The sequence below is a fragment of the Xanthomonas sp. NCPPB 3582 genome, assembly GCF_041475735.2.
GTDB lineage: Bacteria > Pseudomonadota > Gammaproteobacteria > Xanthomonadales > Xanthomonadaceae > Xanthomonas > Xanthomonas codiaei.
Genome location: NZ_CM192968.1, coordinates 1,980,420 through 2,007,058, shown reverse-complemented (window position 1 = coordinate 2,007,058; position 26,639 = coordinate 1,980,420). Strand labels below are relative to the sequence as shown.

Genomic DNA, 26,639 nt, shown 5'->3' with positions numbered 1-26,639 from the left:
GAGCAAGAAGATTTAGATAAAATCATCTTAGTACTTCTTAAATATTGGATCCGAACACCCCGAGTAGATGACTTTACACTCGCCACCACCATGATCTTTACAATCTCTCATAGCAAGATTGATTGCAATATCTTTACTTTCGGCACCCTGAAGAAAACTTTTCTTATCTGAAGAAACCGATGCTGCGCACTGATTTTTATAACTTAAATCCACCTTACAATCTGTAGCCCCACCTTCAGCGCACAGTTGAACGGCTTTTCTTTCCGCCTCTTGACGACTTAACTTACCTGTGACAGCACCGCTCTCTCCAGTTGCGTTGGAGCCTGCAATTGCGCCCCATGTTTTTAGCCACTCGCCAGTAGGTCTAGGTGGCGGATCCGGAATATCCCCCCTTGATGTACCAGAGTCTGGCCCACATTGCGGACTGCCTGGTGCCACTCCAACAGGACATGCAGTCTGCCCAAATGCAACGCCAGATAGAAATAAATTCAGCACAAACAAGAAACCAAAACGAATCATGGGAACGCCCTTAATAAGGAAAAATTAATTTTTCGCAAGGCCACGACTGCCGCTAATGTTCTCTTGACTTGACGATGCTTCTGTACGCATCCCAGCAGTAGTGCGCGCCTCTCTTTGCTCACTGGGCCTTGAGGTTTCACGCTCCGGCGCACCCGGCTCATAAGGCCGCCCAGCACCCGGCGACTGGCCTGCCCGATCCAGCTGCCCCAGCGCGGAGTACGCGGTGAACTGGCCCAGCGTGCCCTGGAAGAAAGCTGCGGCCATGGGGGGCGCGGTGATGATCAACGTCGTTAACACCAGTCCCAATCCTCCCTGCTGCAGCGCCATGCTGCTGATGCCCTCGCCCGTAAACCCATTCATCGCCCACTTCGCGACGAACGCTGCACCTACTGCACCGACCACCTTGGTAGCCAAACCCACGGTGAAGGTCAAAACAGACAGCGAAAACACAGTACCCAGTCCGTATAGTAGCCATTTGCTGAACAATGACTTCGTCGCCTGGAATAGCAGACACAGGATGAACAGTGGACCAAAGCCCACCACCAGCGCCATCGCCAGCTTGTTCAGCAAAAGCATTGAGCCTGCAACGACTCCGGGACCTGCCATACCGATCCCAGTGAACCAACGAGCCCTATCTTTTTCATCCTTGCTCTCTTCATCGCCGCCTGTCTTGATCTGATCCAAGGCCGACATCGCCACCTGCATCAGCATCAGATTCTTGTCGATTGCCTCGTAGGGGCTTTTTGAACTGCCAGTCACTGTCTTGGTGATTGCCTGACTAATCCCATCCGTCAGCGTCCAATACAATCGCGGCGAGCCTTGGGCCATGCTGGTCGCCAGCCCGATGATCAGCGCGGCACGCAGCGCCGTTACCACCAACCCCATCGCCGCTTCGCGGGACTGGCCGGTCACGATGCGATAACCCTGGATGAAGATCCAAAGCGTCAACACCGTCAATGACACCATCCCCACCCAGGCCGTCGTTCGCTGCAACAACTCCCATTGAAAGATCGCAATCTCATCGCGCAGGTAGTCATTAATCAGACGAAAAAATTCGTAGTTGGCGATGTTCGTCAAAAAATCCATATGTCACCACATCCACTAGACGGCTGCGCCGTGGGGCAGTCGCTGCCCCGGGTTTGAGTATGTTGCCTAAAGAGGGGATCCGGCTCCATCAGTTCTTGTCAATCTCCAGCCTTTCCATGCCGGCTGGCGTGTCCGACTTGATGGCCTCAAACGCGCCCTTCATTACTGCACCGGCCACGAGCGTCTTACCCAAGCTCAACACATCGTCCGGCACCCAGTCCGGCACCCAACTCCAACGATTGCTTTTAGGCGGTTCCTTGCCAGCCATTGCCGCCTTGGCTGCTGCTGTCTGTTGCCCAGTCAGGTATGCAATGCGCTTGTCGTAAGCAAACATTGCCGATTCCATCTGCTGACGGTCGATATCCATCATCGCCTTCAATGCGAGCAGCTTGTTGGTATTGCTCTCCAATTCGCCGATCTTCTGGTCGCCAATCTTCTTGCGCTCGTCCTCGATTTTGCGCAACCGTTCAAGGCGCTTGGTCGTGATCTCATACATGGCGACCATGTAGTTGTACTGCGAATTGAGAGTGCGTTGAATCAATTCGCATGATTCCTTCTGCGAATCAGAAACTGGCGTTCCCTTCGTTGAAGCAGCACACGCTGCCACACCTTGGTCATCGGGAATCTTCTCGATCTTTTCCTTAGGCTTCTCGACTTCCTTGCCACTGGATTCCTTGCCATCGCCATTTTTGATGGTCTGATTCTTGCGAATCTGCTCCACCTTTTCGATCAACTTGTTGTCAATGACCTCCCACTGCGCACTGGCCGCTCCCGCCATGCTGAGCAGCACCAGTCCCATGAAGAGCTGGGAAAAATGTCTGAACGTGGTTGCCATGGTGTTCTTCGCCTCCTGTGACACAGATGAAGTTGGTGCGGAATGAAACGATTGCGGATGAGTGGATTGCCTATGCATCTTCGACTTCCTTGTCCTTGACCGACTTGCGCTTGCCCGAGCCCTTACGGTTGGCATAAAAATCGGTCAACCACTGTTCGGGCGTCAGCTGGTCGACGGTGACGCCCAGCTTGCTGGCCTTGCCCGCCAACACCTGGTGCAGGATCTCGATGTTGTCGGTCGAGGACGAAATCACCGACAAGGCATCGTCCATGCCACGCAGGTTGAGCTGGCACACCGCCGAGGCGTGGCCTTGCTTGACCAGGAAGCAGCGCGAGCGCTCGTCCAGCGAGACCACCACCTGGTATTCGGCATCGGTGAGCTTGAGGCCGTCGATGTAGTCGTCGCGGCTGGCATTGGGGTTGGGCAGCAACACCATCGTGGCGGTCTGTTCGATCAGGGCCGCAGCGATGTCGCTGGCCAGCGCATCTTCCGGGCTCTGGGTGGCAAAGATGCCCAGACCGTTCTGCTTACGGATCGTCTTCTGCTTGTTCTTGGCGAATTCCTTCAAGCCGCCCTTGCCGTCCAGGATCTTCCAGAATTCGTCCATCACGTAGATCAGCGGGCGGCCGTCGATCAAGGCCTCCAGACGGTGCAGCAGGTAGTTGATCACCGGCACGCGCACTTCGGCGTTGTCGATCACATCCGTGTAGTCGAAGCCGATGATGGACGCGCGCGTCAGGTCGACGGTATCGACCGGGTTGTCGAACACCCAGCCCAGCGAATTGCCCGCCGTCCAACGGCGCAGACGCGCGTACAGGCCGTCGTCGCCCATATTGGGCAGGCTCTTGCGGAAGTTGCTCATGCTGCGCAGGTGCATTGGCGTGTCCAGCATGCCCTCCACCGCACGATAGATGTCCTCCTCCTCGCGAGCGCTGTATTCGGCCTTGCCGCCCAGCACCTTGATCAATTCGGCCAGGAACTGCGTGTTGGCTTCATTGCGCTCGCACTGGAACGGGTTGAAGCCGGTCGGCACACCGTTCTCCAGCGCCAGATAATTGCCGCCGCAGGCGCGCACGAAAATCTCCGCGCCGCGGTCCTTGTCGAAGAAGAAGATGGTCGGGATCGGATCGAACTTCTGCACCTGGCTCAGCAGGAAGTTGATCAGCGCCGTCTTACCCGTACCGGACTTACCGATCACCATCGTATTGCCGATCGCCTTCTCACCCAGCGAATTCTCCGCGGGGTGTGTGGCGTGGAAATTGAAGTAGTACGGCTGGCCGTTGGTGGTCTGCAACGTGGTGACACAATCGCCCCAGGGATTGTTGTGCTGCTTGCCCTGGGCGAAGTTATGCAGCGGCGACAAGCCGAGGAAATTGAGCGAGCTCAGGTTGGCGATGCGCGTGCGGAAGCGCCAGTTGCCCGGCAGCTGCGCGTAGAACGACGAGGCAATCGCCAGATCTTCCTTGGCCGAGACGAAACCGGCATTGGACAGCTCGGCACGCGTGGTGGCGATCTGCCTGGCCAACTTCTCTTGGCTATCGGCATACACCGCCAGGGTGAAGTGATATTCGCCCAGCACGAAGTTGCCGGAGGCCACGTCGTCCATCGCCAGGTCCAGATCGCGGATCTGGCTGGACGATTTGTCGCCCGACGAAATCATCATGCCCTTGGTTCGTTCCAGCACCTTCAGCGCATCGTGACGACCGACCGGGCTGAAGGAGTGGGTGATGACGTACTCGAAATCCAGATACTTCAGGCCATTGAGAATGCCGGGATAGGTTCCGTCGGCATATTCCTTGACATTGAGGATCGCACCGAAGTGATTGATGCCGTCCGGCGTACGGATGACAAAATCGCCCGTCTTGTTGGCAAACATATGCTTGCTGACAGGCAGATATGCGGGTACCGGCGCCTGCAGCACCGGGACAGGCTCATCGATGCGGTTGAGCAGGTAGCCGAGAAACTCCAGCGTCTCGGAGAAAACCACACCGTTCTTGGCCTCGTACATTCCAAGACGGTAGGGCGAATAATCCTTCAGCACCGCCTCGACGTTGGTCGCGAGTTCGACGAGCTTGGCGGCGGCCTGCTCCTCCTCGGCCCGAATCTTGTCTGGGTTGGCGGATTTTTCGACCAACCGGCGGCCAGTGACAACCGGTCGATAGATCATGCTGAGATACAGTTCATTCTGCATGATCTTCTGCGAGGACAGCGCAGCGTAGTATTCGTCGGACAGGGACTGATTGAACGATTGCTTGAAGCGCCCACCGGTTCCAATCCTTCGCCGGCGGCGAACATCGTGCGCCCAGAACGCCACATTGGCGAAGTCCGGGGCGCGCAGGGTCTGCAGCAACCGGTTGAACGTATTGTGCCGCTGCTCCAACTCGAATTCGTCGCGCCCAACGAACGGCAAGCCAGCCAGATGCCAGATCAACAGATAGTCGCCACCTGTCGTCTTGACGACGGAGGGCGCGACGTGTGTCGAAACGGAAACGAATTCGCTGATAGGACTATCTGGGCTGAACATGGTCTTACCAAGTTAAGAAGGAAGCATCACACCAAGGATCATCGAAAACACCAACCCCACGCGGGCTTCGAGCGTGGGGTTGGTTGAACGGTTCACGTGCCTATCGCGGTTTGCCCGGGGGAGTCTTGCGATATTCGTTGGGACTGAACACCCACATGCCCGAATAACGTTCGCGGTTTCGTGCACGCATCCGGAACTGCCAACGCAGCCCGAGCAACCTGAAAATCATTTCGTCACGCTTGGCCATCTGTTGCATGACAAAGATGATGACGGGAATGGTGAACAGGTACCACAGGTTGATGTACATCCCCAACAGCAGGCCACCGCCGGCACCGATGAAGAAGGGGATGTACGGCACCCCCAGGAACATCGCCGGGCGGGTGCAGCCGCGGAAGAGGACATCTTTATGCATAGTATTGAACGATCTGCATCAACGCGCTGACTCCCTCGCAAGTGTTCCCATCACTCTCGTTGTTCTTAAGAATCATGTTGGCGATCTGGCCAGCTGCTCCAATCAGAACACCACCGATAAGGATTGGGGAAACCTCGGAAATGCGCTTGTGCGCGAAGGCAATCTGATAGCCTGCGACGATGACGGCGATGGTGACCACGGCGATCGAGCCCATGTTAAGCAGCCTGGTCACATTGTTCAGGAACCCGCAGACCCGGGTGTCCGTGCCGCCGAGTTCGGTGTTACCCGCAAAGGCACCACCGGCTACCAGCAACAGCGATGTAAACACCACCGCTTTCATCGCCTGCGTGCCGACCATCTTGGCATCAGCAACTGTCTTCTTGTCGATTTCAAACTTCATGTCTAACTCCTTGGGAACAGAGGGGGTCCAGCAGCCATATCCCTGGCAATGTTTCATCCTAAAAAACAAATGCACTATCGACTTGCGGAGTCGTCTGCGGCGCGCGCTGTTCAGCGACGGGCGCAGCAGGTTGATCTGGCGATACAGCAGCCTGCGGAGCAACGGCGGGCAAGGCCACGCCACGCCCCTGGCCCGTCGGCTTTACCACGTACAGCTCGTTCTCCGCCGCAGGAGCCACGGGAGTGGTCCGGCTCGGCAGAGAATAAGGTGCTGCAGATGGCGCTAGCATAGGCGCTGAGGGTGAAGCCGTCGTGTGGCCGACACCCGAAAAATCCTGAATGCGACGGGCCACGATTGCGTCCGCCAATTCTGCAGCGGCCTGCCGCAGTGGGTTGGCCGGACGCAACTGCACCTGGCGCGTGGGCACCACTGCAATTGCCTCCGCCCCGGAGCCCGCAGACGCTACCGACTGGCGGATCGATGCATAGATCTTCTGCACGTAGCCGTGCTTGAAGCCGGTTTCGAAGTTTCCGGAGTAGTAACAGCTGAACGATTTACCCCAGTTGGCACCGGAGCGGGAATGGCATTCGGCCAGGATGCGCGAGGCGGCGACGAGATTCGGGCACTTCTCGAATGCCATCTCGTAGCTGGTCAGGCCGTATTTCTGCAGGTTGTACCGATTGACCTGGCCAAGCCCCAAGGAGAAGTTGTAGCCCTTCTGCTCCAGCATCTTGGCGGTAGCAACCGCCTCTGCCAAACCTCGAGGCTCGCGTACCAACCGGCCACCGACCACGCCAATGGCATAGGGATTACGAGAGGACTCGACACGGACAACGTGCTGCATCACCTCGCCGGGAACGGCCAGTCCAGTGCATCCCATCAATTCCATGCCAGGCAACATGTCATTCCTCCTTCCAGAATCAGATCAACTTCCGCCGCAGAACCGGCGCCTCAACCACCACGCAAGGTTCTCAAGGGGTCGAAATCGATGCCCGTGATGAAGCGTCGCCCGGCGTGCGCCTTGATGTGAACCACGATGTCGATGGTCATCCTCAGCAGGCGCTTGATCACCTCGAACTCCAGGCCCGAGCCTTCATTGGACGCCTTCACCATCAAGGCCAGCTGGTCCCAGGTCTGCTCGACACTGCCTGCATGGCAACTGGTAATGGAACCCGGGTGCCCTGAGGCGCAGTTACGAATGAAGTAGAACGACTCGTCGCCACGCAACTCGGCCAGGATGATGCGGTCCGGCTTCATGCGCAAACAGGCTTCCATGCAGCTTTTGGCCGTCACGTTACTGGTGCTCTGCCCGCCTTTGGAGTACAGCAGGTGCACGGCATTGGGCTGGCTGATGAACAGCTCGCGTGCGTCCTCGATGGTCACCAGGCGCTCTTCGCTTGGAATGTGGTTGACAAGCGCCTTCATGAAGGTGGTCTTGCCGCTACCTGTGGCTCCAGCAACGACCACGTTCTTCTTGTACAGCACACACTTCTTGAAGAATTCCGCGTAATCGCGCTTGCGACGCAACTCCAACAGCTCCTGATCGTGGTCGCTGACATCGGCCGATTGCTCCAGCACCTCGTCGAAGAAGCCGTCGTGCTTGTATTGCTCCAGCGACTTGGTGTGCTTGGAAGGAAGCCGGATCGTGATGGACACCTTGCCCGCATCGCAGGCGGGAGGTATCACGAATTGTGCGCGTTGACCGGTTGGAAAGGTCAACGACACCACCGGATCGGCATCGGTGATGCGCTGTCCGGTATTGCTCTCATTGACGACTGCCGTACAGAACTGGCGCGCACGGTCGTACGTAAGAGACGGCACGTCGACACGCTGCCAGCCATGGATGGTTTCCAGGTACAACTCGCCAGGACGGTTGATGCAGATTTCGGTGACGTCCGGCGAGTTCAAGTAATCCAGGATGCCCAGGACCGAGTACTGGTAATCCAGGAAGTCATTGGAAATTCGCGCTGTCGGGGAATCGTCGATCGTCATGGCAACCACTTCATTCACTTCGGCAGGACAGCCGAGAAATCGACGTCCTTGGCAACATAAACGTTCAGTACCGTGCCCTGATTGATGGTCAGGGTGGCAGGACGACGTCCGGATTTCTCGACCGCCTGCTCCGCGAGCTGCTGCATGCTGCGTGCGGTGTTACTTTCAAACGGCTGCTGCGTGATGATTCCGCTACCGACGCCGATCGTCGTCGTCTCCGGGCCGTACTCTGCAGCTGCATACTTGAACGCATCGCTCAACAGGCTGATGAACAGCGCGGACGCGATCTTGTTACCCCAATGAGCGTTGTAATTGCCGGGGTGACCCGCGCTGCCGAGCGTGTCGATGCCAGGGCCTACCAGGGTCACATCCAGTCCGGTCGGGGTGGTGACGCGATCCCACACGACCTGCAGACGGCGAGTCGTCGGCTCCCCTGCGCCGTACTGCCCAAGCATCTTGGACCCCTTGGGCAGAAGCAGGTTGTGTCCGTTGATGGAATACACCGGCTCGGTGACGATGCACGAGGTATAGCCGCCGAAATCGGAGATGATCCGGGTTTCCAGGATGCAGCGGATATAGGTCCCGCGCACCAGCAGACCATCAGGATTACTGATCGGCTTGGCCAACGTGATCTGGCTCTCTTCTGGACTCTGCGGAGGCTGCGCCCCAGCCTGACCGGGCAAGCCTGCCCCATTCGTGGATGACTCGGCGAGAATGCGCCGCTCCAGCAAGGTTGGACCGCGCTGACGCTCCGGAGCCGAGCTGACCTCGTCGGTCTCATCGGTCGGCATCGGCGGCAGGGGCGGCAAGCTCGGCTGTTGCGCGAGCGGAACCGGCGCCTCCTCGACGGGTGCGGTCATGTTTTGCGGCAACGCCGGTGCAACCACGGTTTCTGTGCGAGGCTTCGGAGGCGCAGAATCTTCACCGCTTCCAGATGCAAGCCAGAAGATTGCAAGAATCAACAGCGCCGCGATGGCAGCCAGGAATACCAGCGCCTTTCGGTTCAACCGCTTGATGTCGCTGGAGCGCAACACCGGTTCATTGGCGTCCAGATCCGGCTCTGCACCTGCCTGCTGGCGGGCAAAATACGGATTGCTGCGCTCGTTGTACTCGCCGTTGCGCTGCTCCTCCCCGCCACTGTTCGGGGAGCGCTCATCAGGACTGTTTGGAGTATTCGAGTTCACTTTTGCTTGTTCCTTCGCAGACCGACGACGTTATCGCCATGGCGAACCACCAGGAAAGGGTAAGTCCCGTGCACGATCAGGGTATTGCCCTCTACGGTCGTGTTGACGAGAAAATCCTCTGCATGTTCCTTCTCCCGGGCAAATACCGCGGGGAAATTCCCGGTTGGGAAGCGCGTCAAATCCATGTTGATGTAAGTAAACTTGCCGTCGTCATAGACCCGGCTTGGAATCAGCCAGGACTTCTTGGAGCGCGTTGCATAATCGTAGTCGTAGTAATAACGCCGATCCTTGAGAATCTTGGCATTCAGCAAGGGACCTTTCTTCGATGTATCAGCGTCTTCGACGTTGTTGAAACTCGTGTCCTTCGGATAAGTGAAGACCACCTTGTACTGGACACCTGCCTGCTTCGCCTGCTCCAGGCGCTGCCAATCGGTCGCAACCACCTTGAGCTCGAGAATGTAAGAATGCGTTGCCGTACGAATCATCATGTTCGTATCGACATCGACATTCTTCGGCTTGAGATAGAAGACATTCTCACGCCGCGTGAGCTCCCAGCCCCCAGTGAAACCGGTACTGTAGTCCAGGATCTTTTCGTTCGGACTCAGCTCGACCTGGGTGGTGATCCCGAGGCCTGTACGCACTTGATAGATACGATCCGGTGCGTATTCATACTCCTGCACCACTTGAGCAACTGCCGAGAAAGCGCATAGTGCAAGTGGCAGTGCTGAAAATAACGCAGCCCTGTACCGATTAAAAAGTTTCATCGACCGCTTGCTCCATTGACATTATTCGGCATCCTCTGAGGTTGTACCGCAGGCTGACCTGCCGGCTGCATCTGATCCGGGAATGCAGGCTGAGTCTGCTGTTGGGGCACCCCACCCTGCGGCACCATTCCCTGCTGCAATGGCACACCGCCCTGCGGTGCCGCTCCCTGCTGCAGTGGCACCCCGCCTTGCGGTACCGCACCAGTCATATTCGCCGCATTGGGGTCGACCACGGCAGGCGCCGCTTGCTGTACTGCTGCCTGCGGCTGCGCGTTGATCACCGCGCCAGCAGCCGGGGCGACCGGTAGCGAGGAATAGTCGTTATCCACCCGATAATCTGTCACGCGGAAGCCCAGGGGATTTTCCACCCGCAGACTGTCACTCATTTCCAGGTTGTCCTGGTAGACGAATGCCATGGTCGCGATCTTGTTGTCTAGCAGCGTGGAGACAGTGGAATTCTTGTCATACACCGTCCGCTGGAAGCGCACGGTCGCCCCCTTGTAAGGCTGCCCCTGCCCGCCGATCAAGGTAATGCTCAAGATGTTGACGCGAATCGCCCGGAGCTTGCCGTAGGTATTCAGGGGACGCAACGGATTGTTGGACGAATGCAGTGCGCGATATTCGCTGACGACATTCGTTGCCCCCATCGCCGAGACCGTGTTCCAGTCGCGCTGGCCGATGATGGAAAGGTCGAACGATTCACGCGCGATGATGAAACGCGCAATATTGCTGCGTGCCAGCGCCTCGCTCGTGCTGATCGTCCGCCCGCCAAAATTGGCTTCGAGTTTGGCGATAGTACTGGTACCGGAGTACGCATCTGCCATGACCAGGTACGGCACTTTTTCCTTGAGCGGCAGCATGTAGTAATAGCCGCCAGCAGTCATGACCGTGATCACCATGGACACACCAGCCACCATCCACGCACGTTTTTCACTGCGGCGCGCGAGATCAGCGATGCTCACCTCGTAATTCACCGCTTTCTGGACGGCCGCACCCACCTGTGCGGATCCATCCTTTTCACTGATCTTTTTACGCAACATGTCGAGATCCATCACCGGAAGGCCTTGACAGGCCTAAAACTATTGCCGCGACGACACGCGGATGCTTGAGAGACTTGCGTTGTCTGCTGGACGCGCGCACCCTGGCGCCCGACCGGCGATCAGTCATTGCAGCTTGGCTCCGGATGCAACAGGTACCGGCTGCACCAACAGCTTGTTGGCAGATACGGTTACCGAAACGCCTTGTGCCGCGTACGCCGCGCTCAATTCGGTGGCGGCCTGCTGGACGCTGGTTGTGCTGATGTTTGAAACCGGCTCGATGAGGGTGTAGTCCGACGGCAGGTTGTAGGACAGCTGCATATTCGAATCGGCCGCCCATCGCTCCAGCATGGTTTTCAACGTCCCGTCCATGGGCGTGGCCTGGTAGGTATAGGAGGTGTAGAGCGGGATCTCGGTTGGAGCTTCGTCGAAATGATTGACGTGCTTCCAACGTCCACCAAAGTCAGGAGCAGGCTTGGTCGCGCAGGCGCCGATCAACCCCGCAACCACGAAGACCAGCGATAGCTTGGACGCGTACATCGAATTCACTCTGACTCTCCAACTCGTAAATTTCGGGCCTGAAAACGCAAAAAGCCTCGATCCCACGCACTCGTAAGCGGCGGAGCCAAGGCAGTCTCTTAAAAATTACCCAGCCACTCGTTCACAGAAAGGCCGACGCGCAAGCGCATTGCAGGCGCAGACGAGGACATGCGGGAAAAAAATGAATACGTTTGAGAACCATCCATAGTGTCGCTCCTGTACGGCCCTTCCGGCGCCGCGCCCCTTAACCAAGCTCTACCAACCGCAAATTCTTGATAACTCTGCCCTTAACCACCAGGCGAGTCAACGATCGCTGCACATCTTCACACGTTTTACGTGACTTGCAGCACACTTCTTGAAAACGTTCTCACCTGCACTGCGAGCAGTCGCCACCCTGGTCGCTCGCCCCCGAAGGTAGGTCCTGCATCGCACTCGAGCCCTGCAACCAATCGCGCGCGCAACTACTTCCCGCCATCATGCGATCGATCGTCATCGCCCCAGCGCAGATCGCTTGACCGGCAACCCAGGTTCACGCGCATCGCCCTCACTTTCCACCAGCGAATTGATCCAAATCGCTGCCTGGTCGTAGGAGAGGTCAGGCGTCAGCCGCGTTCCCGCATCCGTCACAACTGCGTACCCAAGCACCGCATCCGGCGTGTAGACCCTTTCACGGGAAATCGCTACGACGCGGTACCCCCCTCTGGCAAGCACAGTATGTTGATACTCATCCATCGCTGTGCGCTCCATGCCTGACGTCACGAGATGCTAACGCAGTGCGTGTGAAGAAAAAACGACGCAACACATTACCTGGCCCTACGTCGCGGCCAAACGTTGCATGGCAAACAGCCAGTCGCATGCCCAGCCTTGACGATCAACCAGGTAAGTCGAGGAGAGGTCCAACGCACGCGACTGGAAGTGGTCGACTGCGCCATCCACGAACCATAGGACGCATCAAGAGAACGAGAGAGGCGCTGCGGTGCTCATGCTGACAGCACCCACGGTGATCGCGTTCGCGCCAAGGCAAGTGGAGGCGTTGGACGCTGTGCGAGACAGGTGGGATCCGCAAAGACTCCAATAGAAGTTGCTTTGCACGCCGCACGGAGTACATATTCCGCGCAAAAATTCAGTACGCAGTGTCGTTGCGTTCTTCATGCCACCCAAGTCGTCATACCATCTGGACTTGGAGTGGTGGGCGGTACAGGGTTCGAACCTGTGACCCCTACCATGTCAAGGTAGTGCTCTACCGCTGAGCTAACCGCCCGAATCCTGCGTCAGCATTGCGCTGTGCAGGGCGCGCATTCTAGCGCAGGGTTTTACCGACCACAAGCCCCACTGCACCTGCAGGGCGAGTGACCCGCCCTATCCCAGGCTGGCAGACTTCAACTTCTGGATCTGGTCGCGGATCTGCGCTGCGGCCTCGAATTCCAGGTCCTTGGCGTGCTGGTACATTTTTTGTTCCAGGCTCTTGAGCTTGCCGGCGATCTCCGCGGGCTTCATTGCGCGATAGTCGGGAGTCTCTTCGGCAATCTGGCGCGACTTCGAACGGCCCTTGCCCGCCTTCTTCTCGGCCGCATCCTCGCGCGCGCCTTCCATGATGTCTTCGATCGGACGCGCCACGGATTTGGGCGTGATGCCGTGCTCGAGGTTGTACTCGACCTGCTTCTCGCGACGGCGATCGGTCTCGTCGATCGCGGCCTGCATCGAGCGGGTGATCTTGTCGGCATACAGGATCGCCTTGCCGCGCAGATTGCGTGCGGCGCGACCGATGGTCTGGATCAGCGAGCCAGTCGAGCGCAGGAAGCCCTCCTTGTCCGCATCCAGGATCGCCACCAGCGACACCTCCGGCATGTCCAGGCCTTCGCGCAACAGGTTGATGCCGACCAGCACGTCGAACTTGCCCAGGCGCAGGTCGCGGATGATCTCCACGCGCTCCACGGTGTCGATGTCCGAGTGCAGGTAGCGTACGCGGATGCCGTGCTCGCCCAGGTATTCGGTGAGATTTTCCGCCATGCGCTTGGTCAGCGTGGTGACCAGCACCCGGTCGCCGAGCTTGATGCGCTCGTGCACCTCGGACATCAGGTCGTCGACCTGCGTGCCGACCGGGCGGATCTCGACCACAGGATCGATCAGGCCGGTCGGGCGCACCACCAGTTCGGTCACCTCGCCCGCCGACTCGCGCATCTCGTAAGGGCCCGGCGTGGCCGACACGTAGATGCTGCGTGGCGAACGCGCCTCCCACTCTTCGAAGCGCAGCGGTCGGTTATCCAGCGCCGACGGCAGCCGGAAGCCGAATTCCACCAGCGTCTCCTTGCGCGAGCGGTCGCCCTTGTACATCGCGCCGATCTGCGGAATGGTCACGTGGGATTCATCGATGACCAGCAATGCGTCCGGCGGCAGGTAGTCGAACAGGGTCGGCGGCGGCTCGCCTGGCGCCTTGCCGGTGAGATGTCGCGAGTAGTTCTCGATGCCGTTGCAGAAGCCCACCTCGGCCATCATCTCCAGATCGAACTGGGTGCGCTGTGCCAGGCGCTGCGCTTCCACCAGCTTGTTCTGCGAATACAACTGCTCCAGCCGCTCCTTCAGCTCTTCCTTGATGGTATCGACGGCACTGAGCGTGCGCTCGCGCGTAGTGGCGTAGTGCGTCTTCGGATACACGGTGTAGCGCTGCAGCTTGCGCAGGGTTTCGCCTGTCAGCGGATCGAACAGGGTCAGTTGCTCGACATCCCCATCGAACAACTCGATCCGCAACGCCTCAGTATCGGACTCGGCCGGAAACACGTCCACCACCTCCCCGCGCACGCGAAACGCACCGCGGGTGAGCTCGAATTCGTTGCGCGTGTACTGCAGGTCGGTGAGATGCCGGATCAACTGGCGCTGATCGATATGCTCGCCGATCGACAGGATCAGACGCAGCGACAGGTAATCTTCCGGCGCGCCCAGGCCATAGATCGCCGACACCGTTGCAACCACCAGCGAGTCGCGCCGCGACAGCAAGGTCTTCGTCGCCGACAGCCGCATCTGCTCGATGTGCTCGTTGATCGAACTGTCCTTCTCGATGAAGGTGTCCGACGACGGCACGTAAGCCTCGGGCTGGTAGTAGTCGTAGTAGCTGACGAAGTACTCGACCGCATTGTTCGGAAAAAACGACTTGAATTCGCCGTACAACTGCGCCGCCAGCGTCTTGTTGGGCGCCATCACCAGGGTCGGCTTCTGCACCTGCTGCACCACATTGGCGATGGTGTAGGTCTTGCCCGAGCCGGTCACCCCCAACAGGGTCTGCTTGGCCAGGCCAGCCTCGAAGTTGGCCACCAGCTTCTCGATGGCAGCGGGCTGGTCGCCGGCTGGAGAGTACGGGGAGACGAGTTCAAAGCGGTCGGTCATGGAGCGGATCTCGGGGGAGGACGGTACGAAATCTCGTAGGTCGATGCCGGTAAAAGTCTGACGTTCACTTGAGTGAAGCAAGCGTTTCCTGGCATGCGGCCAGTACGGAGACTGCTCGCTCGACCTCAAGGAGAAGCGCGATGAGAACAGTGACTCGTTCGAGCGCGAGAGGGTACACCGCAGTGCAGTTGTTGGTCGTGATGGCAGTCATCGCCATCACCTCAGCCATCGGCTTACCGAGCTTCCAGGGCGTTCTGGGGTGGCATCGGGCGACAACGCGCGTGCATCTGTTGACGACCTGTCTGGCGATGGCACGAAGTATGGCCGTCGCGCAGCGCATGCCCGTGAGCGTGTGCCCATCGGCCGATGGCGCGAGTTGCCGAACGGATGGCAACTGGAGCCACGGCTGGATCGTGTTCAAGGACCCGGACCGCAACGCGCAGCCAGTGGATGCGTCTTCGATTCTCAAGGTCGAACACTATCCGCTGACCAATGATATCGAAGCCACGGCCACGCTTGGCAGACCTGTCGTGCGGTTCCTGCCCAGCGGCCTAAACAGTGGTACCAACATCACCATCAGCCTCTGCAGCAACGCCCGGCGTCTGGCCGACGTCATCGTGAACAACACGGGACGCACGCGGACAGTCCGCTACACCACGTCCTCCAGCTGCCGACCACGCTGACGCACAAAACGAAAAAGCCGCGACATGTCGCGGCTTTTTCAACATCTTGGCGCCCGAAGTTGGACTCGAACCAACGACCCCCTGATTAACAGTCAAGTGCTCTAACCGGCTGAGCTATTCGGGCGGGGAGGCGAATTGTACCGACCTTCGGTGGGAGGTGCAACACCCCACCTGCAATCGGCGTTACCAGCAATCGGACTGCGCTCCAGTCTTGCGAGCAGCCTGATCGATAGTCAGCGTCCCACACTTGTCCCTTGCCTGCCCGGCACGTGGGACGGCCTGGATCTTGAACGTCGACCGGCCCACATTACCGTCGAACGACACCGTGTAGTGAGAGACTGCTTCGGAGGCAGCTTCCCGCGGCGACCAGCTCTTCGGCAGTTCGTAGCCAACGTACGTGTTGTTGACCGTTCGGAAACGCTCGGCCAGCTGCGCATACTCGACAAGGTCGGCCTTCGCCTGCCCTCGCCGAGCCTTGCGCACCTGTTCCTGATAGGACGGATACGCCACTGCTGCCAGGATTGCGATGACCGCAACCACGATCATTAGCTCGATCAAGGTGAATCCCTGCACCGATCGCGTCCTGAGAGACCACAACTTCGTCGTCTTAAACATCCGTATCACCTCAACTGTCGCCAGGACTGACGCCCGCAGGCGCGCAACATGGAAATCGACTTGGTTGGATCGCTAGGATCCAGGATCACTTCGCTGCAGCGTGAATCGGTCGGCGTCCCTGGTGTCAACGGAAGCGGGCAACCCGGCGCCCCTGGAGTGCAGTAGGCCGGCCCCGCGGGAATTGGACGCGTGATCCCAACCCCCTGGTTGGGCGCGTCGCCACCGGCAGCGATCGCCCCTGCCCCACTTCCGCCTCCAGTCTTTCCATCGGGAAGGGTGACAGTACCGACCGCCGCACCGCCCGTCGTTGCATCGAGGATGTAAAGCCAGTTCGTGCCCCCGGGATTGCAGTTGACGCTGACCCCGGGCACGTAAGTGGGGAAGAACACACGACCACCCTGGATCGAGGGCGTGCCGATGAAACGCTCTCCCTTCGGATTCAGCCTATCCACGACCAGATCAATGTACCACCCGCGCTTGCTCAGATAGCTCACCGGATTACGTGTGATATCGCGGCTGGTCGCCGTGCTCGCAGAAATTGTCTGCTCGACTAGATCGGCGCGCCCAGTTACGGCTGTACCGTTGTCCCAGATGCCATAGAACGCTCCTACGTTGTTACTACTGTTATCGCCCACAACGAAATAACGCCCTGTTCCGAAGTAGACCATATAGCCGGTACCGGGCCCAACCGCCACTTCGATACCACCTGTAATCGGCTGACGATTGCCAAGACTGTCGCGTGCGATGAACAACGGTCGCCGATTTCCCAATCCATCGGCATAGGCAACCCCCACCCACTCGCGGCGGTGCCGCCAAGATTGAACTTCCACATATTGCCGTGCAGATCACCGCCATAAACGGTGTCCACCAATCCGTCGCCATTGGTATCGACGACCGCAAGATTGCCTAGCCCGTTGTAGCCCAAGTTGACAGTGGTGGCCTCGGTTGGATCAGAGTCTCCGACTGCCTCAATCTTCTTGATCAAGGCACCAGTGGCAAGATTGACCACGAACAGCACCGCCTTGCCGCTGGCACTGTTATAGCCATTTCCGAAAATGGCAGCCCAAGTACCGTCCTGCAATGGAACAATCTGCGGACGGCCCATAGTGAAGCCCATATCCGCGTCACTGGTGCTATTGAACTCCCAGAGAACATTAGAGGCCGCGAACGTACTAGGGGAAGTGACGTCGAGCGCAAAGATCGAGCGCCCGCCCGCGCCAGTTCCGCCCAGTAGAACAGAGCGCCAGCTATCACTGATGTACGCGTCGCCCAGCGTGAGCTTACCATCCACGTAGTAGCGGTGCTGGTAACTACGATCGGCCAAGTACGCCATGCGGTTCAGCACACCATTTGGAACATAGCTGAATTTCTCGGCGCCGGTATCGTCGAATGCGTGCAGCATGCCGTCATTCGCGCCCACGAACACGTGCTCGCGCGCCGATGAAGCGGTACGGGCGCTTACGAACGCGGTGTAACTGCTCCGCGCCGTATCCGAAAGCCCAATGGCAGCCGCCCAGCCGTAGTTTGCACGACGCGTGGCGATCACCGGCGACGAATTGATGATGTCGCCCAGTGGCCCGCTACGACGACGGAACGGCGCAGTATTGAGCGTCGTTCCCTCCATCGACTTTTCGCCGCGTAAGTAACCGACCAACTGAGCAGGCGTTACCGAACCACCGAAATTCGCGGTGACCTGCCCGGCCGTATAGCCAAGTCGATTAAAAATCTCCGACGCATCCGTTGCCGCATTTCCACTTGACGTCGCCACCAACCGGGACGCCTCGAAGGGCCGCACCGCAGTGGCGCGATTGGTACTAGTCACATTGGAGAGCGCGGTAAAGATAGTCTTCGCAGCAACTCCAGTGCTGTCGGTGGGCATCGCTGTGCTTGCCGACCACAAAGCATTGCCCAGAGTTCCGCTCTGGTCGACCTGATAGGCCGTCAGATTGCCCACCCAGTCCTGCCCGTCGTTGGTCGTGGAATAGGTGGGAACAACACCGAAGGAGCCCGACGAAACGCGCGTTCCCGCGATGGCGATCGAGCCGCTGCTGCCTGCTTGATTCTGGATGGAGTCGAAGGCCTTGCCGAGCTGATTCCTGAGATCGAGCGGATTGCTGACCAGGAAATAATTGGTCGGATTGCCATCGGAATCCACCGTCACACCCTGGTCGTTACCATACTTGGCGGCATACCAAAGTGGATCTCTGAGCAGCGTGGCGCCAGGGGTCGTTCCTACCGAGAACGTGCGAGTCGTCGTCGGCGGCAACCCGGTGCAATCGGAAGGCATGGATGCTGTGTTGCAATAGCCCGGACGACGCCCTGGGGGCGTATTGAACCGGTACGCCGTCTGATTGGCACAGCTGGTACGCGTGCCGTCATTCGCCGTTCCGTCCCGCAAGTCGCAGACCTCGAGGTAGACGCCATCCTGGGTCGTACCGGAGATGACATAGCCCATGTGCTGGTCGTAACTGCCGGCTGCATATTCCGACCTCAGCGTCACCTGCAGCTGATTGGTAGCATCTACCGCCAGCGTATAGAGCGCGATGGCATCCATGTCATGGTCGGCGCCCTGCTCCACGTCTTCATAATTGATCCGGAACTCTGCATAGGGGCGTCCGCCATTGACGCTCGCATCGTAATCTCGACCGGACGTACCAGAGGTATTGGCCACACGCTGTACGTAGAAATCGACGATCTGGTCGGTTGGCTGGAAGGCACTTGTCGCCGAGATGTCGCCGCCCCCAACCGATTTGGCGAACGGCACCAAGGTCACGCGCCCATTACCCACCGGAAAGTCGAACTTGGGCAACGGCGAAGCCAGCGCCACAGAATACGTACGGACACGCTTGTCCCCGCCGATCTTGTTGTTCGCACCGTAACGCGCGACGGCAGCCGAATAATAGGTACCCTGCTTGCTGGGCTCCTCGGGCGCAAGACCACGCAGCGTGGACATATTGGTAGCGAGCTTGGGAGTGGGCGCGTTGTCGGCCACCCCATTGGACTCACCAATGAACACTTGACGGCTCCCGCCTCCCTCCGCTTGCCAGATGGCATCTGCCTCTGTTGATACATTTAGTCCTTGCAGAGACGTCGGATCCCCCGCAGCACTAATACTGGACCACTGCGACCCAGGCACCTTGAAATCGTAGGAGGGATTGATGTCGCTCAGCACGGTCATGGTCGGCTGCGCGCAGATCGGATAACCGCCACCGCCGTCCGACGTCGCCTTGTAAGGCGACCGCCACGTTGGATTGGAGAGCTGAAGCGTGGCGAAGTCCTGCGATGCAGTGCCAATCTCGTATTCCGGACGAGGCCCATTCGCGCCCCCGAAGTATCGAAGCGTTTCATACATCATCTCGGCGATCGGATTACCCCACATCCAGCACTCGCCGGCATTGACAGGACGATTGACGATCCATCCGCAGCCATAGGTGTAGTTGCCGTAATTGAAATCCAGGGTGCGGAACGTGCTGATGGTATGTACGATTCCTTTGATGTCGCCGCCGGCACAGCCGCCATTCAGGCAAAACTGCCCTGTATTGGGGTTCACCTCACGGGAGAAACTCGACATATTGCTATGCAGTATGCCGCCGGTTGTATTTTTGGCATAAGAGCCAGTCAACAAACCAAAATACATCCGATCGGTCTCACCGTAGTCATGCAGGATGCCGGTCGGCTTGTATGAGGAATTGTTCGCGTAAACCTTGCAAGTGGGATCGCGCAACGCGGCATCGCTCGGGCAAACCTCCACTTGTAACGGATAGTTGTTCAGCGCACTTGAGCCACCCTGTGGCGTCCGTCGCCAATAAAGCTGCCAGTTATCGTCTCCGGCGCCTTCCTGATGACGAAACCTTACCGTATAAGTGCCACGCGCTAGCGAAATCGAACCCGAATGCGACGTAAGCGAGGCGGAACTATTGTTTTGCCCGTGCCCGCCATACCAGCCAGCAACAACTGTGCTCCCGATCTGGACCTCGACAGCATCATCTCCATTGACCGCAAACTCATACGTTCCCGCGCTTGGAATGACTATATTCCCGGAAATCTGTGTCGAATAGTTGTCATGTTGACAGCCATTACGGTTGGTAACGAACGGATTATTATTGCCACCACTTCTATCGATGACACTAATCGAACCGCTACCACACCGCTGATTGCTCGTAAACCCGTTAAAATTATTCTCCATCTCCGTTGAGTTATTAGCAACGGTAATGGAACGCCAAGTTGTTATCGTGAGGTTATTATAATTGGACGCAGGAACCAGCTCCCAGCTTTCAGTAGAGGCCAGACAATTGACCCTGGTGCTGTTGGTAGTAAAACAGTCGTCACCGGCCACCGGACGCTCGATAGATACCCAGTTCCAGATCCGGTAAGACGAATTGCTGAGGACGCGCATCTGCGGTATGCCGTTATCACTCGTAGTGGTGACCGCAAACAAGTGATAGCGCCCAGAAACAGGCAGGCTCAGAGGGGTGTAGCTAGAGATATCGTAGCCATCGCGCGCGACGCTGGCATATTCCTTACCCCAACTGTGCGCGTCCTGGGGGGTAAAGGAAGCCTGCAGAATCGTTTGCGTCGGGGTGTCGGTAACGCGATACCCGCCGAATAGCACTTTGCGCAAGGCATCCATGCGCGAGGTCGTGACGTAATTCAGAAAGTCCCCACTCCACGCCCCGGAACATTGCTTCCGATTAGAGCCAGTCGCTGCCGATACCGGCTGAAAACGTGCACCAGTGGCCCGATAACACACATTGGAATTGTAGTAGCCGTAATAGGTGATCTGATCCGGCTTGTAACCGACATCCAATACGCGATCGTTATTCAAATCGGACGCGTCGTTATACGCTTCGTAATACAGCTTGTGATCCCGTCCCATGACAAGCATGTTGAGTGGCGGGATGACATTGCGCGTGAATAGTGGCGCCTGGGCAATATCCAGCGGACCTGGCGCCGAGATGCCGGCCTGGATAAGAAAACCCGCAGCAGCCAGGACGCCGACTGGGACGAGGTACTTCAGGAAATTGATTTTCATGATCAAGGCCTAACGAAGATCGTATCGACGGCTGACAGGGACGAAGAAGCATCCACCGAGTCACGATCGCGACTGAATACCGTGGTTCTAAACATATTGCAGCCGCTTTCCGACTGGTCCACGCCGCTGCCGGCGCTGCACTGCTGGGTGCAGATACTGATATTACGGGTACGGGCAACGAACACCACGTCATCTCCCACTGCCTGTGCCCAGGCCGCCGGATCATAGGGAACCTGGCAATTTTCGTAGGTGTATTCGGTGCCGCTGTTAATCGTGGCTTCGCGTTCCCGCACCCGACGCTCGGCTTGCTGAAAAGCGGCGTTGGCCGCCAGATAGTTTGCAGACATGCGCTCCTGCATGGTCGCCACCTGCATTCCGACAACGCCAATCAGCGCCAACAGGATCAGCATGATAAGCGCCACGTACAGTACGGCACCTCGCTGCGCGGAAACGCTGTTGAAGGTGGGTGTCTTCATCACTAATTACCGAATAGTCTGTTGCGAAGTGCGACCGTGGTTTCGTAGACGGACCTATACTGTCCATCGCCGGGGGGCGTGACGGTCACTGCGAGCACCGACGGCGCCACGGAGGCCTGCCGAGTGGCCGCCGTCTCGGAATTTGCTCCGCGCACCAGCAGGCCGATCTGCACGGCGCCAACACGGCGCCAGCGCGGCGCATTCGTAATCCCGCCTAGGGTATTGGCGGTGTTGGTGTTGCTGATGTAGCCAGATGGTGGCCCGGTCAATGGCGCGCTGTCTTCGCCATACGCAAACTGCATCAGCTCCACGCCCTCCACCACTTCTTCCACCGTCGTGGTCAGGCTGGTCGCCGCAGGTACCGACGTCCACCTCGCACGGTACAGCGAGGGCATATTGGTCTGCGCGTTCAGGGCGATGTAATAGGCTACCGACTCCGCGCGAAAGAGCGAGGCATTGCCGGGACGAAATGCAAGCGCACCATCGTACGTACCCAAGAACGCCAGACTCGTCTTATTCAGTCCACCCACGGCCACATGCATCCCGGTAGCCGTGGGTGCCGCGCTTGCCTGAAAGACAGTTGCACCCTTGCAGTCCGCGATCGCATAGAGTCCACCACCACCAGTGGCCACCTTGGTGCTGCCAGCTGCCGACTCGTCGGGATAGGAAATCGCCGGATTACTGCCCGGTGCGAATCCGGTCACCATCTCCTCGATCGGCGAAAAGTAGCGCAGCACGATGATGTCGCTCCCCTTGATCGGACTCAAGCCCGCCAATTCGGTCGGCAATTCCGGGCTCCAGTCGCTGGACTGGCCAGCAACCGGCGTCGCAGGCAAGGTCAAATTGTCCCCGTTCTTAGTCCCGGCGGCTTCGAAGCCCTGGATAGAGACATCGAATCGCAATGGAAACGGTTGATTGGCAACGGTGTTGCTGTTGCGATCGGCGGCCGTCAGGAATAGCGAGCGGATATTGCCGCCAGTGGGATTGCCACTGGAATCAGTACTCAGCAGGGATTGGTCGTTGACGCATCCCGCATGGCCGGCCATGCGGATATCCCGAGTAAGGAAATCCATGGCAAAACGACCATTCTCCTGGTTACGCGCGATCCCCTGGGAGAGCTGATAGGCCGTCCGCGACGCCGAAAACACCTGAATCACTCCAAGCAAGAGCAGGGAGCTGATCAGCAGCGCGATCATCAATTCGATAAGCGAAAGGCCGGCACTTTTCGCGGCAGCCGAATGCCTTGCGTTGCTCTTCATAGGCGGCTCGTCACGGTGAATGCGGTGACTTGTTTGTCGACGTCGGTGAGCCAGATCTGATCCCCCCACCGCAACGTGACCGTCACTTCGCCGCTGGATGAAAGAACGATCTGCGCTTTGCCATCTGGAAGCGCTCGCACTACATCGCATCTCCAGCGCTCCATCGCCTTGGCAGGAGAACTGTCGACAGGTCTGGCGCAGTCGGTGCCGCTGACATTATCGAAACTACCGTAGGTGATTGCGGTGTAGTACCCAACCATACTGCGCTGCGCACGCATCAAATCGATTACCTCGTAGGCGAGATTGCTGGCAATCGTTCGTTGCTGCGCACTTTTGGTAAAACGAACGTTGCTCGTCTGCAACAGCGCGAAGCCCAGCAGGCCTACGCCGAGGATCAACAGCGCGATAAGCACTTCTATAAGGGAGAAGCCCGAAATCCGGCGATTGGAAAAGGGCGGAGGATTGAGTCTGGTCATTAGCAGTTGCCCTTCACGATGCGGGTGTGGCCGGTACTGGTCACCGTCAACGTTCGCACCAATTGCTGGCGTGAAGGGCACCTCGCCGGACGCAGGGTCAGAACCTGATCGGCAGTGGCAATGCGCCGCGCCCTAGCATCGAATGCGATCGCAGTGATCCCCGTACCGTCGATGGTCATGTTCGGATTGACCTTGGTATAACGCAGAACCGTCTCGCCCGAATCAAAAGTGCCGTTTGCATTGGCGTCAGACCAGGCAATCCAGCCGTTGGACCATTGGCCGCTACAGGTTGTCCCGTCCGAACTCGGACAGATTCCCCCTCCGCGGGTGCTACGGATCGCCTCGCTGCGCGCGAGCGCCAAGGATGCGACCAGTTCATTCGCTGTCGTGGCCGCCTGATTGGAACGGATGACACCTTGAAAGGACGGCAGCGCGATGACGGCCAACACGGCCACCACCGCAATCGTGACGAGAAGTTCCACGAGAGTGAAACCCCGGGCACGCAACTGTTTCATCTATACGCTCCCCAGCGTTGATGGAGACAGAGTGAGAGACATTCAGTAATGCCGCAACCACTCACTGACGAGCGGCAGGAAACGGCAGACAAACGTCAGCGCTGGCAGACCCGAGATCGCCGGAGGCCGCGTTTTCGTTAGATCAAGCAACTTCTTTCAACAGGCAACCATCATGCTTCAGCTGCGTAGATGCCTGTCATCAGCACATCCTTGGTTATGCACCGCGCTTACGGCCGTCTAGGGAAGGTCTGATCAACTCACCACAGATGCGCGACACTAGCGTCTCATGTAGAGGACTCATCCATGCAGCTGACGTTCGGTGACGCTGAGGGCCTGGGCAAGCGTAAGCAGACCCGGCGCGAGATATTTCTGGCCGAGATGGAGCAGGTCGTTCCGTGGCAGCAACTGCTCGGGCTGATCGCGTTGCACTATCCTACGTCGGGGCGGCCAGGTCGGCAGCCGTACGCACTGGCGACGATGTTGCGGATTCATTTGCTGCAGCAATGGTATGCGTTGAGTGATCCGGCGATGGAAGAAGCGCTGCACGAGATCCCGACCTTGCGGCGTTTTGCCCAGCTCGGTGGGTTGGACGACATTCCCGACGAGACCACGATTCTCAACTTTCGGCGCCTGCTGGAGACCCATGGCCTTGCCGCACGGATGCTGGAAGTGGTCAACGCGCATCTGGCGCGCAAGGGCCAGAGCCTGCGGTCGGGCACGATCGTCGATGCGACGCTGATCGCTGCGCCCAGTTCGACCAAGAATGCCGACCATGCGCGCGACCCTGAGATGCATCAGACCAAGAAGGGCAACCAGTGGTATTTCGGGATGAAGGCGCATATTGGTGTGGATGAGTTTTCCGGTCTGGTACATCACGTGCAGTGCACCGCAGCCAACGTAGCCGATGTCACAGTGACGCATGCATTGCTGCACGGGAAGGAAGACAGCGTGTTCGGCGACAGCGGCTACACCGGTGCGGAAAAGCGCGACGAGCTACAGCGCTGCGAGGCTGCATTTTTCATTGCCGCCAAGCGCTCCACGATTCAGGCCATAGGCAACAAGCGCGAGCGTGCTGGGGCAGAACGTTGGGAACACTTCAAGGCCAGCGTGCGCGCAAAGGTGGAGCATCCATTCCGGGTGATCAAGCACCAGTTTGGCTACACCAAGGTCCGCTATCGCGGCTTGGCCAAGAACACCGCGCAGGTGCTGACGTTGTTTGCGCTGTCCAACCTGTGGATGAAGCGAAAGCAGTTACTGTCCGCTGCGGGGAGCGTGCGCCTGTGATCGGGAGATGATGTTCGGATCGCGCCGAAAATGGTGCAAGTTTCGACTATTCAAACGCAGATCCTTGGAGAAATGCACCTCCCGCGTCCTCAGGCCTCATTGATCAGACCATCCCTAGGCCGTTGCCGTGCACTGGCCGGAGCCAGGCACGGCGGCTGTCTTCAGGTCACCACCCGATAACAAGGCCGGTAATCGCCCGAGATCTTCATCCGGCGCTGTTCGACGAAGCCGCGTAGCAGCTCGTCCAGGGCCTGCATGATGTCCGGGTCGCCGTGGATCTCGAACGGGCCGAACTCCTCGATGCGGCGCATGCCGTCTTCCTTCACGTTGCCGGCGACGATGCCGGAGAAGGCGCGGCGCAGGTCGGCCGCCAGAGCGGGCGCGGGGCGGCCGTGGTGCAGGTCCAGCGCGGCCATGGCTTCGTGGCTGGGCACGAACGGCTGCTGGTACTCCAGTGGGATGTGCACCGACCAGTTGAAGTAATAGGAGTCCTTCTGGTCCTTGCGGTGCGCGCGCACCTCGTGGATGCCTTCGGCCATGCGGCGTGCCACGGCGACCGGGTCGCCGACGATGATCTCGTAGCGGGAGGCGGCCGCATCGCCCAGGGTCAGGCGGATGAAGCGATCGATCTGCTCGAAGTACGGCGCGGCGATGGTCGGGCCGGTGAGGATCAGCGGGAACGGCAGGCTGGCATTTTCCTCGCGCAGCAGGATACCGAGCAGGTACAGAATCTCTTCTGCCGTGCCGACGCCGCCCGGGAACACCAGGATGCCGTGACCGATGCGGACGAACGCCTCCAGGCGTTTTTCGATGTCCGGCATGATTACCAGATGATTGACGATCGGGTTCGGTGACTCGGCTGCAATGATGCCGGGCTCGGTCACGCCGATGTAGCGTGTGTGGTGCTTGCGCTGCTTGGCATGCGCAATGGTGGCGCCCTTCATCGGACCCTTCATCGCACCCGGGCCGCAGCCGGTGCAGATGTCCAGGCCACGCAGCCCGAGCTCGTAGCCCACCTGTTTGGTGTAGAGATATTCGTCGCGCGAGATCGAGTGCCCGCCCCAGCACACGACCAGGTTCGGGTCCGACGGCTGCAGGATGCGTGCATTGCGCAGTTGGCCGAAGACGGCGTTGGTGATGCCTTCGCTGGTATCCAGGTCGCCGCGCTGGGCTTCGAGTTCGATGGCCATGTAGGCCAGGTCGCGTACCACGGCGAACAACAGCTCGGCCACGCCGCGAATGATCTCGCCATCGACGAACGCCATCGCCGGGGCGTTGATAAGATCGATGCGGATGCCGCGGTCCTGCTGGTTCACCTGGATGTCGAAATCCGGATACAGATCGCGTGCGGCACGCGGGTCGTCCGAAGCGCTGCCGCTGGTGAGCACGGCCAGTGCGCAGCGGCGCAGCAACTCGTGCATGCCGCCACTGGAGGCATCGCGCAGCCGGGCCACTTCCGCCTTGGACAGCACGTCCAGGCCACCACGCGGATAGATCCGCGCATCCACTACCGGCAGCGCCCGTGCCGCCGTACTGCTGAGTTCCATAGCTTGCTCCTGTCGTCTGCGCAGGACTTTAGCGCACTCACCCGCCCAAAAGAAAACGGCCGGGTTGCCCCGGCCGTT

23 protein-coding genes and 2 tRNA genes are annotated in these 26,639 nt (G+C 58.8%); 2 read left to right on the top strand and 23 right to left on the bottom strand.

Going from position 1 to position 26,639, the window contains the following annotated elements:
* Positions 1-27: 27 nt before the first annotated feature.
* The 15 genes from ACCQ05_RS08540 to uvrB all read right to left on the bottom strand — a co-directional run bounded on the left by ACCQ05_RS08540 (position 28) and on the right by uvrB (position 14,674).
* Positions 28-519 (bottom strand): DUF4189 domain-containing protein, encoded by a 492-nt coding sequence (locus tag ACCQ05_RS08540; protein WP_218553197.1) that lies wholly within the window; start codon positions 517-519, stop codon positions 28-30.
* A gap of 24 nt (positions 520-543) precedes the next feature.
* Positions 544-1,605, bottom strand: a complete 1,062-nt coding sequence (locus ACCQ05_RS08535; RefSeq protein ID WP_372393509.1) for a TrbL/VirB6 family protein — start codon at positions 1,603-1,605, stop codon at positions 544-546.
* Between the two features lie 88 nt (positions 1,606-1,693).
* Positions 1,694-2,518 (bottom strand): hypothetical protein, encoded by an 825-nt coding sequence (locus ACCQ05_RS08530; RefSeq protein ID WP_228961558.1) that lies wholly within the window; start codon positions 2,516-2,518, stop codon positions 1,694-1,696.
* Positions 2,511-4,964 carry a VirB4 family type IV secretion/conjugal transfer ATPase gene (locus tag ACCQ05_RS08525; protein WP_372393508.1) on the bottom strand — a complete coding sequence of 818 codons (2,454 nt, stop codon included), beginning with the start codon at positions 4,962-4,964 and terminating at the stop codon, positions 2,511-2,513. Before ACCQ05_RS08525 ends, ACCQ05_RS08530 begins: the two co-directional genes overlap by 8 nt.
* A gap of 100 nt (positions 4,965-5,064) precedes the next feature.
* The gene (locus tag ACCQ05_RS08520; RefSeq protein WP_228964055.1) at positions 5,065-5,376 is read right to left on the bottom strand and encodes a VirB3 family type IV secretion system protein; all 312 of its coding nucleotides are present in this window, start codon (positions 5,374-5,376) and stop codon (positions 5,065-5,067) included.
* Positions 5,369-5,776, bottom strand: a complete 408-nt coding sequence (locus ACCQ05_RS08515; RefSeq protein ID WP_372393507.1) for a TrbC/VirB2 family protein — start codon at positions 5,774-5,776, stop codon at positions 5,369-5,371. Before ACCQ05_RS08515 ends, ACCQ05_RS08520 begins: the two co-directional genes overlap by 8 nt.
* Positions 5,777-5,834: 58 nt before the next feature.
* Positions 5,835-6,665, bottom strand: a complete 831-nt coding sequence (locus ACCQ05_RS08510) for a lytic transglycosylase domain-containing protein (RefSeq protein WP_372393996.1) — start codon at positions 6,663-6,665, stop codon at positions 5,835-5,837.
* Positions 6,666-6,727: 62 nt separating this feature from the next.
* The gene (gene virB11, locus ACCQ05_RS08505) at positions 6,728-7,777 is read right to left on the bottom strand and encodes a P-type DNA transfer ATPase VirB11 (protein WP_372393506.1); all 1,050 of its coding nucleotides are present in this window, start codon (positions 7,775-7,777) and stop codon (positions 6,728-6,730) included.
* Between the two features lie 5 nt (positions 7,778-7,782).
* A complete protein-coding gene (locus tag ACCQ05_RS08500) occupies positions 7,783-8,952 on the bottom strand; it encodes a TrbI/VirB10 family protein (protein ID WP_324250842.1) in 1,170 nt (389 codons plus the stop codon).
* Positions 8,949-9,716: a TrbG/VirB9 family P-type conjugative transfer protein gene (locus tag ACCQ05_RS08495; RefSeq protein ID WP_228964058.1), complete on the bottom strand. Its 768-nt coding sequence runs from the start codon at positions 9,714-9,716 to the stop codon at positions 8,949-8,951. The genes ACCQ05_RS08500 and ACCQ05_RS08495 overlap by 4 nt, the downstream gene beginning before the upstream one ends.
* On the bottom strand, positions 9,713-10,756 hold the full coding sequence (locus ACCQ05_RS08490; protein ID WP_372393505.1) for a VirB8 family type IV secretion system protein: 1,044 nt from the start codon (positions 10,754-10,756) through the stop codon (positions 9,713-9,715). The genes ACCQ05_RS08495 and ACCQ05_RS08490 overlap by 4 nt, the downstream gene beginning before the upstream one ends.
* Before the next feature lie 123 nt (positions 10,757-10,879).
* Positions 10,880-11,293: a TcpQ domain-containing protein gene (locus tag ACCQ05_RS08485; RefSeq protein ID WP_228964072.1), complete on the bottom strand. Its 414-nt coding sequence runs from the start codon at positions 11,291-11,293 to the stop codon at positions 10,880-10,882.
* A 489-nt stretch (positions 11,294-11,782) separates the two neighbouring features.
* Entirely contained in the window at positions 11,783-12,025 is a 243-nt protein-coding gene (locus ACCQ05_RS08480; protein ID WP_372393504.1) for a hypothetical protein, read from the bottom strand.
* 454 nt (positions 12,026-12,479) lie between these two features.
* Positions 12,480-12,554 (bottom strand) — tRNA-Val (locus ACCQ05_RS08475).
* Positions 12,555-12,652: 98 nt separating this feature from the next.
* Positions 12,653-14,674, bottom strand: coding sequence for an excinuclease ABC subunit UvrB (uvrB, locus tag ACCQ05_RS08470; RefSeq protein WP_372393503.1), 2,022 nt, complete (start codon positions 14,672-14,674; stop codon positions 12,653-12,655).
* A gap of 182 nt (positions 14,675-14,856) precedes the next feature.
* On the opposite strand from uvrB, the gene ACCQ05_RS08465 reads away from it, so the two are divergent.
* Positions 14,857-15,357 carry a GspH/FimT family pseudopilin gene (locus ACCQ05_RS08465; protein WP_372393502.1) on the top strand — a complete coding sequence of 167 codons (501 nt, stop codon included), beginning with the start codon at positions 14,857-14,859 and terminating at the stop codon, positions 15,355-15,357.
* A gap of 47 nt (positions 15,358-15,404) precedes the next feature.
* Here ACCQ05_RS08465 and ACCQ05_RS08460 read toward each other — a convergent pair.
* The 7 genes from ACCQ05_RS08460 to ACCQ05_RS08430 all read right to left on the bottom strand — a co-directional run bounded on the left by ACCQ05_RS08460 (position 15,405) and on the right by ACCQ05_RS08430 (position 23,730).
* Positions 15,405-15,481: transfer RNA gene (locus ACCQ05_RS08460), tRNA-Asn, on the bottom strand.
* Positions 15,482-15,540: 59 nt separating this feature from the next.
* Positions 15,541-15,972 (bottom strand): type IV pilin protein, encoded by a 432-nt coding sequence (locus tag ACCQ05_RS08455; RefSeq protein ID WP_228964064.1) that lies wholly within the window; start codon positions 15,970-15,972, stop codon positions 15,541-15,543.
* 607 nt (positions 15,973-16,579) lie between these two features.
* Entirely contained in the window at positions 16,580-21,004 is a 4,425-nt protein-coding gene (locus tag ACCQ05_RS08450) for a PilC/PilY family type IV pilus protein (protein ID WP_372393501.1), read from the bottom strand.
* Between the two features lie 2 nt (positions 21,005-21,006).
* A complete protein-coding gene (locus ACCQ05_RS08445; RefSeq protein ID WP_228964066.1) occupies positions 21,007-21,480 on the bottom strand; it encodes a pilus assembly PilX family protein in 474 nt (157 codons plus the stop codon).
* A gap of 2 nt (positions 21,481-21,482) precedes the next feature.
* Positions 21,483-22,739, bottom strand: coding sequence for a PilW family protein (locus tag ACCQ05_RS08440; RefSeq protein ID WP_372393499.1), 1,257 nt, complete (start codon positions 22,737-22,739; stop codon positions 21,483-21,485).
* Complete coding sequence (gene pilV / locus ACCQ05_RS08435) at positions 22,736-23,215, bottom strand: type IV pilus modification protein PilV (protein WP_228964068.1); 480 nt, start codon at positions 23,213-23,215, stop codon at positions 22,736-22,738. Before pilV ends, ACCQ05_RS08440 begins: the two co-directional genes overlap by 4 nt.
* Entirely contained in the window at positions 23,215-23,730 is a 516-nt protein-coding gene (locus tag ACCQ05_RS08430; protein WP_228964069.1) for a GspH/FimT family pseudopilin, read from the bottom strand. The genes pilV and ACCQ05_RS08430 overlap by 1 nt, the downstream gene beginning before the upstream one ends.
* Positions 23,731-24,033: 303 nt before the next feature.
* On the opposite strand from ACCQ05_RS08430, the gene ACCQ05_RS08425 reads away from it, so the two are divergent.
* Positions 24,034-25,014 (top strand): IS5 family transposase, encoded by a 981-nt coding sequence (locus ACCQ05_RS08425; RefSeq protein WP_372392214.1) that lies wholly within the window; start codon positions 24,034-24,036, stop codon positions 25,012-25,014.
* A gap of 161 nt (positions 25,015-25,175) precedes the next feature.
* Here ACCQ05_RS08425 and ppnN read toward each other — a convergent pair whose 3' ends face one another.
* Positions 25,176-26,561: a nucleotide 5'-monophosphate nucleosidase PpnN gene (gene ppnN / locus ACCQ05_RS08420; RefSeq protein WP_104542534.1), complete on the bottom strand. Its 1,386-nt coding sequence runs from the start codon at positions 26,559-26,561 to the stop codon at positions 25,176-25,178.
* Between the last annotated feature and the right edge of the window lie 78 nt (positions 26,562-26,639).